The sequence below is a fragment of the uncultured Sphingomonas sp. genome (assembly GCF_964250165.1).
Lineage (GTDB): Bacteria > Pseudomonadota > Alphaproteobacteria > Sphingomonadales > Sphingomonadaceae > Sphingomonas.
On record NZ_CAXUEK010000082.1, the window covers coordinates 1 to 11,445 of the forward strand.

14 protein-coding genes and 1 pseudogene are annotated in these 11,445 nt (G+C 70.7%); 7 read left to right on the forward strand and 8 right to left on the reverse strand.

Going from position 1 to position 11,445, the window contains the following annotated elements:
* A partial coding sequence (gene infA / locus ACFE64_RS13340) for a translation initiation factor IF-1 (protein ID WP_375392964.1) occupies positions 1-170 on the reverse strand: 170 nt, incomplete at its 3' end.
* A gap of 92 nt (positions 171-262) precedes the next feature.
* Positions 263-946 carry a nitroreductase gene (locus tag ACFE64_RS13345; protein ID WP_375392951.1) on the reverse strand — a complete coding sequence of 228 codons (684 nt, stop codon included), beginning with the start codon at positions 944-946 and terminating at the stop codon, positions 263-265.
* A gap of 73 nt (positions 947-1,019) precedes the next feature.
* On the opposite strand from ACFE64_RS13345, the gene ACFE64_RS13350 reads away from it, so the two are divergent.
* The 3 genes from ACFE64_RS13350 to ACFE64_RS13360 all read left to right on the forward strand — a co-directional run bounded on the left by ACFE64_RS13350 (position 1,020) and on the right by ACFE64_RS13360 (position 4,201).
* Positions 1,020-2,189, forward strand: coding sequence for an acetyl-CoA C-acetyltransferase (locus ACFE64_RS13350; RefSeq protein ID WP_375392952.1), 1,170 nt, complete (start codon positions 1,020-1,022; stop codon positions 2,187-2,189).
* 133 nt (positions 2,190-2,322) lie between these two features.
* Entirely contained in the window at positions 2,323-3,105 is a 783-nt protein-coding gene (locus ACFE64_RS13355; RefSeq protein ID WP_375392953.1) for an SDR family NAD(P)-dependent oxidoreductase, read from the forward strand.
* A gap of 4 nt (positions 3,106-3,109) precedes the next feature.
* Complete coding sequence (locus tag ACFE64_RS13360) at positions 3,110-4,201, forward strand: DUF2332 domain-containing protein (protein ID WP_375392954.1); 1,092 nt, start codon at positions 3,110-3,112, stop codon at positions 4,199-4,201.
* A 23-nt stretch (positions 4,202-4,224) separates the two neighbouring features.
* Here the strand turns inward: ACFE64_RS13360 and ACFE64_RS13365 are convergent, their stop codons facing one another.
* Complete coding sequence (locus tag ACFE64_RS13365) at positions 4,225-5,106, reverse strand: alpha/beta fold hydrolase (protein ID WP_375392955.1); 882 nt, start codon at positions 5,104-5,106, stop codon at positions 4,225-4,227.
* A gap of 156 nt (positions 5,107-5,262) precedes the next feature.
* On the opposite strand from ACFE64_RS13365, the gene ACFE64_RS13370 reads away from it, so the two are divergent.
* The gene (locus ACFE64_RS13370; RefSeq protein WP_375392956.1) at positions 5,263-6,360 is read left to right on the forward strand and encodes an alpha/beta fold hydrolase; all 1,098 of its coding nucleotides are present in this window, start codon (positions 5,263-5,265) and stop codon (positions 6,358-6,360) included.
* A 2-nt stretch (positions 6,361-6,362) separates the two neighbouring features.
* Here the strand turns inward: ACFE64_RS13370 and ACFE64_RS13375 are convergent, their stop codons facing one another.
* From ACFE64_RS13375 to ACFE64_RS13385, 3 genes are all read right to left on the reverse strand, one after another.
* Positions 6,363-7,262 (reverse strand): pirin family protein, encoded by a 900-nt coding sequence (locus tag ACFE64_RS13375; RefSeq protein WP_375392957.1) that lies wholly within the window; start codon positions 7,260-7,262, stop codon positions 6,363-6,365.
* Entirely contained in the window at positions 7,252-7,698 is a 447-nt protein-coding gene (locus ACFE64_RS13380; protein ID WP_375392958.1) for an NUDIX hydrolase, read from the reverse strand. Before ACFE64_RS13380 ends, ACFE64_RS13375 begins: the two co-directional genes overlap by 11 nt.
* Before the next feature lie 61 nt (positions 7,699-7,759).
* Positions 7,760-8,053 carry a BolA family protein gene (locus tag ACFE64_RS13385; protein WP_375392959.1) on the reverse strand — a complete coding sequence of 98 codons (294 nt, stop codon included), beginning with the start codon at positions 8,051-8,053 and terminating at the stop codon, positions 7,760-7,762.
* A 29-nt stretch (positions 8,054-8,082) separates the two neighbouring features.
* Between ACFE64_RS13385 and ACFE64_RS13390 the strand changes: the two genes are divergently transcribed.
* A complete protein-coding gene (locus tag ACFE64_RS13390) occupies positions 8,083-8,682 on the forward strand; it encodes a J domain-containing protein (RefSeq protein WP_375392960.1) in 600 nt (199 codons plus the stop codon).
* A gap of 369 nt (positions 8,683-9,051) precedes the next feature.
* On the opposite strand, the gene ACFE64_RS13395 is transcribed toward ACFE64_RS13390, so the two are convergent.
* Entirely contained in the window at positions 9,052-9,846 is a 795-nt protein-coding gene (locus ACFE64_RS13395) for a VOC family protein (RefSeq protein ID WP_375392961.1), read from the reverse strand.
* Positions 9,847-9,964: 118 nt separating this feature from the next.
* Positions 9,965-10,396: a VOC family protein gene (locus tag ACFE64_RS13400; RefSeq protein WP_375392962.1), complete on the reverse strand. Its 432-nt coding sequence runs from the start codon at positions 10,394-10,396 to the stop codon at positions 9,965-9,967.
* Between the two features lie 122 nt (positions 10,397-10,518).
* Here ACFE64_RS13400 and ACFE64_RS13405 point away from each other — a divergent pair, with 122 nt between their 5' ends.
* Both ACFE64_RS13405 and ACFE64_RS13410 read left to right on the forward strand, forming a co-directional pair.
* Entirely contained in the window at positions 10,519-11,118 is a 600-nt protein-coding gene (locus ACFE64_RS13405) for a winged helix-turn-helix transcriptional regulator (protein ID WP_375392963.1), read from the forward strand.
* A gap of 41 nt (positions 11,119-11,159) precedes the next feature.
* A pseudogene (locus tag ACFE64_RS13410) lies at positions 11,160-11,445 on the forward strand (cobaltochelatase subunit CobS); the annotation flags it as partial.

Consider the following 11,445-nt stretch of genomic DNA (forward strand, 5'->3'; position numbering starts at 1 on the left):
AGCTCGACCAGCACCTCGTCGCCGGTCAGCACGCGGATGCGGTTCTTGCGCATCTTGCCGGCGGTGTGGCCCAGGATCTCGTGGCCGTTCTCCAGCTGCACGCGGAACATCGCGTTGGGGAGCAGCTCCACCACGCGGCCGCGCATCTCAAGCGTGTCTTCCTTGGCCAAACAAACCTCTTGAATTAAAAGTCGGCGCGCCCTTACCCGAGGGTGGCCTAAAAGGGAAGCTGTGCCGCCCCATCGCGCATATGGGGTGGGCGTCAGCCGTTGTCAGGGGCGTCGGCGATGACCGTCAGCCATTCGGCTGCGTCGGCGCGGTCGCTGCGAAGGCGGTTGGCGGGTTCGGCCGGGTCTTCGTGACCGATCGCGACGCCGCAGAACAGCATCCGCTCGGGCGGGGTCTCGAGGAAGCGTTCCACGGTCTGCGGGTAGATCGCCCAGCACTCCTGCGGGCATGTGGCGAGGCCCGCGTCCACCGCCAGCAGCATCAGGTTCTGCAGATACATGCCGAGGTCCGACCATTGCGGCGGCCCCATCCGTCGATCGACGGTGACGAAATACGCCGCGGGCGCGCCGAAGAAATCGAAGTTGCGCGCGAACCAGCGCCGCCGCGCGTCCTTGTCCGCACGCGGGATGCCGAGATGGCCATAAAGCGCCTCGCCCAGCGCGTAGGTACGCGCCCGATGCGTGTCGGCCATCTCGCGCGGATAGATGTCGTAGCCCGGCGTCTCGCGCTCATCGTTCGCGAGCTTGCCGGCCATGATGGCTTTGAGGCGCTTCATCGGTGCCCCCGCGACAATGTCCACATGCCAGGGCTGGAGATTGCCGCCGGTCGCCGCGCGGGCCGCCCGGATCGCCAGGTCGCGCAGCACGTCCGGCTCGACCGCTGTGTCGAGGAAGCCGCGCACGGATCGCCGGGCCGCTACCGCCGCGCTCACGTCCACCGCGCCACCTCTTGCCGAACGCCCCGGATTGGGCGACACGGAGCGGGATAACAGTTGTTATGGAGAGTGCACAATGGCGGAGGCCTTCATCGTCGAGGCGGTGCGCACGGCCGGCGGCAGGCGCGGCGGTCGGCTGGCGGGCTGGCACCCGGCCGACATGGCGGGCGCGGTACTGGACGCGGTGGTGACGCGCACCGGCATCGATCCGGCGGCGGTCGAGGACGTCATCATGGGCTGCGTCAGCCAGGGCGGCGAGCAGGGCTTCCAGATCGGCCGCGGGGCGGTGCTGGCGTCGAAGCTGCCGACCAGCGTCCCCGCCGTCACCATCGATCGGCAGTGCGGCTCCTCGCAGCAGGCGATCCAGTTCGCGGCGCAGGCGGTGATGAGCGGCACGCAGGACGTCGTGATCGCGAGCGGCGTCGAATCGATGACGCGAGTGCCGATGGGCTCGACCGGCGCGCTGTTCGCGCAGGCCGGGCTGGGCGGCTCCAAGAGCCCGCGCCAGGAGGAGCGCTTCCCCGCCATCCAGTTCTCGCAGTTCCTGGGCGCGGAGATGATGGCGGAAAAGTACGGCTTCAGCCGCGAGGATCTGGACGCCTATGCGCTGGAGAGCCATCGCCGCGCCGCCGCCGCGACCGAGCGGGGCGACTTCAAGGACGAGATCGTCGGGCTGGACGTCGAGACCGCCGAGGGCGCGACCTGTCACGACCGCGACGAGGGCATCCGCTGGGACGCGACGCCCGAATCGATCGGGGCGGTCAAGCTGCTCAAGGAAGGCGGCCGGATCACGGCGGCCAACGCCAGCCAGATCTGCGACGGTGCGTCGGCGGTGCTGGTGGTGAGCGAGGCGGCGCTGAAGGAACATGGCCTGACGCCGCTCGCGCGCGTCCATGCGCTGGCGGTGACGGGCGGCGACCCCGTCATCATGCTGGAGGAGCCGCTGTTCGCGACCGACAAAGCCTTGAAGAGGGCCGGCCTCTCGATCGACGATATCGACTTGTACGAGGTCAACGAGGCGTTCGCGTCGGTGCCGCTCGCCTGGCTCAAGCATGTCGGCGGCGACGCCGCGAAGATCAACGTCAACGGCGGCGCGATCGCGCTGGGTCATCCGCTCGGCGCGAGCGGCACCAAGCTGATGGCGACGCTGGTGCACGCGCTGCACAAGCGCGGCGGCCGCTACGGCCTGCAGACGATGTGCGAGGGCGGCGGGCTGGCCAACGTGACGATCGTGGAGCGGCTGTAGCGTCCGCGGTCATGCCGGCCTTGTGCCGGCATCCACCGTCGGCCGAGCCCGGCGGTTTGGAACGGCGCTGAGCGCTCGGGCAAGATCGAACGTGGATGCCGCGGACGAACCCGGCATGACGAAGGAACAAGAGATGGAACTCAACGAGCAGATCGCCGCCGTCGTGACCGGCGGCGCCTCCGGCCTCGGCGAGGCGACGGCGCGGGCGCTGGCGGCGAAGGGTGCGAAGGTCGCGATCTTCGATCTGCAGGCCGAGAAGGGCCAGGCCGTCGCGGCCGACATCGGCGGCGTGTTCTGCGAGGTGAACGTCACCTCCGACGAGAGCGTCGACGCCGGCTTCGCGAAGGCGCGCGAGGCGCATGGGCAGGAGCGCGTGCTGGTCTGCTGCGCAGGCACGGGCAACGCGATCAAGACCGCCAGCCGCGCCAGGGAGGACGGCTCGATCCGGCACTTCCCGCTCGACGCATTCGACTGGATCATCCAGATCAACCTGGTCGGCACCTTCCGCTGCGTCGCCAAGTCGGCCGCCGGCATGCTGACGCTGGCGCCGCTCGCGGACGGCGAACGCGGCGCGATCGTCAACACCGCGAGCGTCGCGGCGGAGGACGGTCAGATCGGCCAGGCGGCCTACGCCGCGTCGAAGGGCGGGGTGGTCGGCATGACGCTGCCGATCGCGCGCGACCTGATGGGCGAGGGCATCCGGATCAACACGATCCTGCCCGGCATCTTCGACACGCCGCTGATGAACGCCGCGCCGCCGCAGGTGAGGGACGCGCTGGCGGCCAGCGTGCCTTTCCCGAAGCGGCTGGGCCAGGCGGACGAGTTCGCCGGGCTGGCGCTGACCATGATCGAGAACGGTTACTTCAACGGCGAGGATGTGCGCCTCGATGGCGCGATCCGCATGGCGCCGCGCTGAGCCGATGGACGAGGAAGCCGTCCGCCAGGCGTTCCTGATCCAGGAACATTACTGCCGCACGATGGACGCGCCGATCTACGCCGCGATCACCGGCGCGGTCGCGCGAGACCTGACGCGGGCCACCGCCGTTGGCGCGCGGCTGCTCGATTGGCCGGGCGAGCCGACCCGCGATGCGCTGCCGCTGCGCTTCATGGGCGGGCTGAACGCGCTGGTGCTTGCCGGGCGGGACGCCGGACTGGCTGACCTGTTCGCCGGCCGCGTGCCGGAGGATCAGGTGGCGGGCCTGCTCGACCGCGTGCTGGCGGAGCACGAGGCGGCGCTGATGCCCTGGCTCGATGGGCCGCCGCAGACCAACGAGCCCGGCCGCTCGGCGGCACTGATGCTGGGGCTGATGGAGGTGGCGCGACGGCACGGGCCGAAGATCGAGCTGCTGGAAATCGGGTCGAGCGCCGGGCTCAACCTGTTGATCGGCCGCTACCGCTTCGACCTGGGCGGGACGATGGTCGGGCCGGCGGACGCGCCGGTCGTGCTGACGCCCGCATGGACCGGGCCCGCGCCCGCGCCGGCGCCGGTCGAGATCGTGTCGGCGCGCGGCTGCGATGTCGCCCCGATGGACGCGACCGATCCCGCGGTCGAGGCGCGGCTCTCCGCCTTCGTGTGGGCCGAGGAGCCGCGGCGGTTGCAGCGGCTGCGCACCGCGATCGGCATGGTGCGCGAGCATGGCGTCCGGCTCGACCGCGCGGACGCCGCAGACTGGCTGGAGCAGCGGCTGGCCGCGCCGCACGAGGCGGGCGTCACGCGAGTGCTGATGCATTCGGTCGTCTGGCAGTATCTGCCCCAGGACACCGCCCAGCGCGTGCGCGCGGCGATGGAGCGGGCCGCCGCCGCCGCCACCGCGGCGCGGCCGCTCGCGTGGGTGATGATGGAGCCGAACCGGGCCATCGCGCACCAGGTGATGCGCGTGATGAGCTGGCCGGGCCATGCCGGGCCCGTCGTGCTCGGCGTCGCCCACGCGCACGCCGCCTGGATACGCTACGGCGCTTCCGACACCGGCGACGGCATCGAACTGCCGGAATCGGCGCGGGTCTGGCCTTAGCGTCCTCCCCGTCCCGGGGAGGATTACATACCCCAGCGTCGCATCGCGGCGAGCACGGCCGGGGCGTTCTCCCAAGGGACGAAGTGGCCGGCGTCCACCTTTTCCACCGTCAGGTTCGGCACATATTCCCCCAGGCCCTCCAGCTGCACGGGTAGCAGCGCCTTGTCGCGTGTACCCCACACGACCAGCGTCGGCTGGGTGACGGGCGGGAAGGGGCGATCGAGAAAGGCGGGCCGGGGCGGCATCTCGTCCATCGCGGGAACCTCGATCGACGAGGCGCGATACCAGTTGAGCATCGCCGTCATCGCGCCGGGCTGGCCCCATTCGTCGAGATAGGCGGCCTTGTCCTCGCCGGCGACGGCGGTGGTGAGCACCCGCGCGAACGTCGAGGAGAAGAAGTGCTCCAGCCCGGCCCCGACCAGCCCCTGGTCGATGCCGGTGTCGCGGAAGCGGCGGATATACTGGCTCGCCTCGCGCTGGCCCATGTCGTCGAACAGGGAGCGCTGGAAGATGAGGGGGTGCGGCGCGTTGACGATCGCCAGCCGCTCGATGCGGTCTGGGTGCTGGAGCGCGGCCATCCAGGCGATCGCGCCACCCCAGTCATGACCGACCAGGGTGAAGCGGTCGATCCCGAAATGGTCGGCCAGCGCGAGCAGGTCGCCGATCGGCTTGTCGGGGCTGTAGTGCTCGATGCCCTGGGGCTTGGACGAGCGGGCATAGCCGCGCTGGTCCGGGGCGAGGACGAAATGGTCCCGCGCCAGGTCCGGCACGATCCCGCGCCAGGTGCGATGCGACTCCGGGAAACCATGGAGCAGGATGACCGGCGGCTTATCGCGCGCGCCGGCGACCTGCACGTCGAGATCGACGCCGGTGGGGAGCGCGATGCGTTGCAGGGCGTCGGTCATGGATGATCTCCTTGCGCTGTTACTTACCGTCATTCCCGCGAAGGCGGGAATCCATTTGCGCTGGCTCAGGCGACTTCCGCGCGATGCGATCATAGATCCCCGCCTGCGACGGAACATCCTCCTTGGCAGCTCGCTCTTGATGCGACAGGTTAAGCGATGCTCCTGTCGCTCCTGCTCGTCGCCGCCCAGGCCACCGCGCCCGCCCTGCCGCCCACCACGCCCGCTATCGCGCCGGCGCGGCGGTCCTGGCCGACGACGCAAGCGGATTACGTCATCCCCGCCTTCCGCTTCCGCTCGGGAGAGACGCTTGACCGGCTCAACATTCACTACACCACGCTGGGCCGCCCGCATCGCAACGCGCGCGGCGAGATCGACAATGCGGTGATGGTGCTGCACGGCACCGGCGGCACGGGTGAGCAGTTCCTGAACCCGATCTTCGCCGACGAGCTCTACGGTCCGGGGCAGCCGCTCGACATCGCGCGATACTGGATCATCCTGCCCGACGGGATCGGGCACGGAAAGTCGTCTAAACCCTCGGACGGGCTGCGGATGAGATTCCCCCGCTACACCTATGACGACATGGTCGAGGCACAGTATCGGTTGCTGCGCGACGGGCTGGGCATCCGCCGGATGCGGCTCATCATGGGCACGTCGATGGGCTGTATGCACACGCTGGTGTGGGGCGAGGCGCATCCGGACTTCGCCGCCGCGCTGATGCCGCTCGCCTGCGAGCCGGTCGCGCTGGCGGGGCTCAACCGGATGTGGCGGACGCTGGTGATCGACGGGATCGAGGCGGACCCGGCCTGGGCGGGCGGCAACTATGCGGCCGAGCCGCTGCAGGGGCTGCGCACGGCGGAGTCGCTGCTGTTCGTCGCGGGCGCGGCGCCGCTCGCCTTCCAGCGCCAATATCCGACGCGGGCGGCGGCCGAGGCGTTCGTGCGCGATCGGGTGGGCAAGGCCCTGCCGGGGCTCGACGCGGACGACCTGATCTATCAGGTCGACGCCTCGCGCGACTACGATCCCTGGCCGCGGCTGGAAGCGATCACCGCGCCCCTGACCTGGGTGAACTCGGCGGACGATTTCATCAATCCGCGCAATCTCGATTTCCCCCAGCGGGCGGTGACGCGGATGCGCGACGCCCGTTTCCGGCAGATCCCCGAAACGGCGGACACGCGCGGGCACGGGACGCACACGGCGGCGGCGTTCTGGAAGGCGGACCTGGCCGATCTGCTCGCGCGCACCGCCGAGCGGTAACGCTACGGATAGCTGACCGTCTTCGGCACCGCCGGGATCGGGATCCATTCCTGCGCGTCACCGGGCACGCGCGCGAACTCGCCGGCGCGCCAGGCCCGCTTGGCCTCCTCGATGCGGTCGCGCCGCGACGAGACGAAGTTCCACCACACGTGGCGCGGCGTCGCGAAGGCGTCGCCGCCGCACAGCATCGCGCGGCCGCCGCCCTCGCTGCGCAGCGTGGCGGCGACGCCGGGCTTGAGGACATAGAGGGTCAGCGGCTGGAGGGGGACGCCCTCCAGCACCGCCTCGCCCTCGACGAGGTAGAGCGCGCGTTCGTCCGCCGCCGCGTCGATCGGGACGACGGCGCCCGGCGCGAGCCGCACATCGGCGTAGATCGTGCCGGCATAGGTGGTCGTCGGCGCGCGGGCGCCCCACAGCTCGCCCATGATGACCCGCGCGGTCGCGCCGCCGGCCTCGATCATCGGCAGCGCGGGGGCGGGGACATGCTCGAAGGCGGGATCGATCTCCTCCTGCGCGTCGGGCAGGGCGAGCCAGGTTTGGATGCCGGAGAGCACCGGCCCGTGCGCGCGCTCGTCGCCGGGCGAGCGCTCGGAATGGACGATGCCATGTCCCGCCGTCATCAGGTTCACCGCGCCGGGCTCGATGCGCTGCGCGGTGCCGAGCGAGTCGCGATGGCCGATCGCGCCGTCGAACAGATAGGTGACGGTGGCGAGGTTGATGTGCGGGTGCGGGCGCACGTCGATGCCGTCCCCCGCGCCGAGCCGCGCCGGCCCCATCTGGTCGAAGAACAGGAAGGGGCCGACCATCATCCGTTCCTTCGCCGGCAGCGTGCGGTGGACCTTGAAGCCGCCCAGATCATGCGTGCTCGCGCGCAGCGTCACGTCGAACAGGTCACTCTGCATCGGCTGGCTCCGTGGCGGCGAGGAGGGCGACGAGGTTTTCCGGGAAGACCTGCTCGCGATGGGCGGCGAGCTCGGCGGGCGTGAACCAGCGCCAACTGGTCATGACGCGGCGCTCCAGCGGGGTATGCCCGGCGGTGTCGACCGCGAGCGCGTCGACCTGGACGCGGAAATAGCGTTCGTCCGCCGCGACCTCGACGCCTTCGAGCGAGAGGAACTCGGCGGTGCGCTGCGCCACTTCGGGGCCGCAGTCGCGGTCGAGCCCGACCTCCTCGCGCAGCTCGCGGCGCGCGGCATCGGCATAGCTCTCGCCCGGATCAACCGCGCCGCCCGGCGTGCACCAGAAGGGCGCGCGGTCCGGGGCGGTGAAGCGGAACAGGAGAACGCGGCCGGCCGCGTCGACGAGCAGGATGCGCGCTGCGGGGCGGGGCTGTCTCACGCTGCGCCGACCGGCTGGAGCCGGTTGCGATCGTCGCGGCGTTGATGGGAGGGCGCGTGCCTCATGCGTCTTCTCCCGGCGCGCGGGCGCGGATGACGAGCGCGTGGATGCCGCCGGGCGCGAGCAGGTCGGCGAGCGCGTGGTTGACGAGGCGCTGCCGCGCGACGCGGCCCAGGCCGGCGAAGGCGGCGCTCTCGACGGCGACGCTGAAGTGCGTCTCGCCCGATCCGTCGTCGCCCATGTGGCCGCGATGCTGGGCCGAGTCGTTGCTGACGTCGAGGCGGGTCGGCGCGAGCGCGGCGACGATCCGGTCGGCGATCCTTTGGGCCATCGGGCCAGTGGCGGGGTCGGTCATCAGGCCTATATAGCGCGTTTTGACCGGGATTGGGCGTGGCGAGCGAGGGACATACGAGAGCGGGGCCGCGCTTCCACGGACGGATCGAGGCAGACGGGCGGCTCTGCGCCGAGCCGGGGTGCGACGGCCCGGGCGAGTTCCGCGCGCCCTATGTCGACGCCGTCCAGGTCGGCCGCGACGGGCCGCCGCCGTTCCGCTGGCTGTGCCTGGACCATGTCCGCGCGTTCAACGCGGGCTATAACTTCTTCTCGGGCATGAGCGCGGAGGAGATCCACGCGGCCCAGCGGCCCTATGCCGGCTGGGCCGAAACCCGTACCTATGCCCAGGGCGATCCGGGACCGCGCTGGGCGGACTTCGCCGATCCGCTGGACGCGATCGCCGCCCGCTTCCGTCGCACCGCCGCGCCCGAGCGACCGGACGGCAAGCCGCTGTCCGGTCAGGATCGCGAGAGCCTGCGCGTGCTGGGGCTGGAGCCCGACGCCGACCGGCGCGCGCTCCGCCAGCGCTATTCCGAGCTGGTGCGGCGCTACCACCCTGACCGCAACGGCGGCGATCGCAGCCATGAGGAGCGGCTGCGACAGGTGATCGCGGCCTATCAGCAGCTGCGTCAGGCACCGGCGTTCGCGTGAGCGGTGGACAGGGGTTGGTCCGCCTCCCGACACTGTCATTCCCGCGAAGGCGGGAATCCATCTTCTCCTGACGCTCGGCCCCCCGCTGAACGCGGCGATCATCGATCCCCGCCCGCGCGGGGATGACGGGCGAGGTTTGTTCGGCGGATGACGGACGAGGTTCAGGTGGAGGACGGCGGACGGGTGCTGACCGCCAGCTGCGCCGCGAAGGCGCGTTGGCAGGCGAGGACGAATGCGGTGATGGTGAAGTCGTCGTGCGGCTCCTTCGTCCGCTCAATCCCGCTCGGGCGCACCGAGCGGGAAGAGCGGACGATGCCGCATAGAACTCGGCGGCCGCGCGGGCCTGGCCGTCGAACCAGGGGCAGGTCGTCATCTCGCCCGTGCCCGCTCTCCCGAGACGAAGCCGACGCCAGCGCCCTGCGGATCGATGGCCATGACGACGCGCTGGCCGCCGGGGACGTCCATCGGGCCGGCGACGACCTGGCCGCCGCTTGCCTTTACCTGCTCGGCGGCGCGATCTGCGTCGGGCACCTTGAAGTAGAAGGCCCAGCGCAACGGCTGCCCGGGGTGGGCGCGGTTCATCATCGCGCCGAGGCGGACGCCGCCGGGGCCGTCGATGAAGCTGTAGTCGCCCATTTCGCCCATCGGCATCGCCTCAGTCGAGCTCCAGCCGAACAGCCTGGCGTAGAAGGGCAGCGCTGCGGCCTGATCGGACGTGACGAGCTCGTTCCATGCGGCGCGGCCGGGCAGGTGTTCCGAGAAGCTGGTGTTCTCGACTTCCGGCATCGAAGGATCGGGCCGCATCAGGTAGAAGGGCACGCCCTGCGGATCGGCGACCAGCGCGATGCGACCCACCCCGGGAATGTCGCTGGCCGGCATGGTGATCGCGCCGCCCGCCGCCGCGACCTCGTCGGCCTTGGCGTCGACGTCCTGCACGTGGAAATAGGCGAGCCAGCCGCTCGGGACGGATATGCCCGGCGGCGGCGAGGCGAGGCCGCCGACGCCGGTCTCGGCCATGGTCCAGACCCTATATTCCATCCCGCCGCCGGGCGTCGGAAAGGTCGTCGTCGTCCAGCCGGTGATCGGGCCGTAGAAGCGCGTGGCCGCGTCGAGGTCGGCGGTCTGCAGCTCGTACCAGATCGGCATGCCGTCAGGGGTGGGCATCGTCTCTCTCCTGTTTGTCGGTTGCCGGGCTCAGGCCACCCAGGGCGCGGGATGGGCGGCGAGGACGAGCGTCGTCAACGCGAACGCGGCGACGCCGAGCACGGGCCGCGCAGCGCGCTCATGCCGCCGCCGTGTCGGGCTGCGGCGCGGTCTTGAACACGTCCAGGTCCATCCACATCGGGCCGAACGCATGGCCGTCGGGATCCCAGAAGGCGCGGCTGTACATGAAGCCCTCGTCCTCGGGACCATGAGCCTCCTTGCCGCCCGCCGCGAGCGCCGCCTCGGTAATCGCATCGACATCCGCCCGGCTGGCGAGCTGCAGCGCAAACAGTGCGCCGCTCGTCGCGTGGGTATCGGCGATCGGCCGGGTGGTCAGGGTCGCATACAGGTCGTGGTCGAGCAGATTGAAGGTGATCGCGTCCGACCACACCATCGACGACGCCCGGTCGTTGCTGAACTGCGCGTTCTTCTCGCAGCCGATCGCGGCGTAGAACGCGGTCGACCTGGCGACGTCGGCGACGGGCAGGCTGATGAAGATTTGCTTGGACATCGCGAACTCTCCCGTTGCGGATCGCTGTTTGCGTCGGATGCGCCTGATGGTTATGAAAAGCAACTATGAGGTCAGAAAAAGTAACGAGGTGGTATGATGATGCGTGCGGGACGGCGCTGGCGATGGAGCTGGTGGGCGAGCGCTGGTCGCTGCTGATCGTGCGCGAGCTGATGTTCGGCGGGCGGCGGTTCGGCGAGCTGAGGGGCGGCCTCGGCGCCATCAGCGCCAACGTGCTGACCCAGCGGCTGGACGGGCTGGAGCGCGCCGGCATCGTGCAGCGGCGACGGCTGCCGTCGCCCGCCAACGCGCAGGTCTATGAGCTGACCGACTGGGGACGGGAGAGCGAACGGGCGATCCAGGAGCTGGGCCGCTGGGCGGTGCGCTCACCCGCGCACGACGTAACGCTGCCGCTCAGCCCCGCATCGATGATGATGAGCTTCCGCACCATGTATGCGGGCGGCGGGCAGGGGGTTTACGGCTTCCGGCTTGGACCCGACCGGTTCACGGCGACTCTGGGCGACGGCATCGAGGTGCGGCGCGCCGAGCCGGCCGGGGCGGACGCGACCTTCGCCGCCGCCGATCCGCGCGCGCTGGCGGCGGCGGTCTATGGCGGCGTGCCGCTCGACGCACTGGTGGCGGAGGGTACGCTCGCGGTCGAGGGAGACCGCGCGGCGGCGGAGCGTTTCCTGATGCTGTTCCCCCTGCCCGAAAAGGTCGTGTGAGCGGTTGAGTCGCTCGGCCCGCTTGGCTTAAGGCTGATCGCATGACTGATCTATCCAACACCCAGCCCGACAGTCGCGAGACGACGCTGCTCGATGCGCCCGACAAGATGGTCAAGGTGCGCGACGCCTTCGGGCTCGATGTCGATTGGGAGGTGCCCGCGTTCAGCGAGGCGGACGAGCGCGTGCCGGATCTCGATCCCGCCTATGTGTTCGATCCCGACACGACGGTCGCGGTGCTGGCGGGCTTCGCGCACAACCGCCGCGTGATGGTGCAGGGCTATCACGGCACCGGCAAGTCGACGCATATCGAGCAGGTCGCGGCGCGGC

Coding starts and splice junctions, on each gene's coding strand:
- ACFE64_RS13350 (WP_375392952.1), top strand. CDS start 1,020: ATGGCGGAGGCCTTCATCGTCGAGGCGGTGCGCACGGCCGGCGGCAGG.
- ACFE64_RS13355 (WP_375392953.1), top strand. CDS start 2,323: ATGGAACTCAACGAGCAGATCGCCGCCGTCGTGACCGGCGGCGCCTCC.
- ACFE64_RS13360 (WP_375392954.1), top strand. CDS start 3,110: ATGGACGAGGAAGCCGTCCGCCAGGCGTTCCTGATCCAGGAACATTAC.
- ACFE64_RS13365 (WP_375392955.1), bottom strand. CDS start 5,106: ATGACCGACGCCCTGCAACGCATCGCGCTCCCCACCGGCGTCGATCTC.
- ACFE64_RS13370 (WP_375392956.1), top strand. CDS start 5,263: ATGCTCCTGTCGCTCCTGCTCGTCGCCGCCCAGGCCACCGCGCCCGCC.
- ACFE64_RS13375 (WP_375392957.1), bottom strand. CDS start 7,262: ATGCAGAGTGACCTGTTCGACGTGACGCTGCGCGCGAGCACGCATGAT.
- ACFE64_RS13385 (WP_375392959.1), bottom strand. CDS start 8,053: ATGACCGACCCCGCCACTGGCCCGATGGCCCAAAGGATCGCCGACCGG.
- ACFE64_RS13395 (WP_375392961.1), bottom strand. CDS start 9,846: ATGCCCACCCCTGACGGCATGCCGATCTGGTACGAGCTGCAGACCGCC.
- ACFE64_RS13400 (WP_375392962.1), bottom strand. CDS start 10,396: ATGTCCAAGCAAATCTTCATCAGCCTGCCCGTCGCCGACGTCGCCAGG.
- ACFE64_RS13405 (WP_375392963.1), top strand. CDS start 10,519: ATGGAGCTGGTGGGCGAGCGCTGGTCGCTGCTGATCGTGCGCGAGCTG.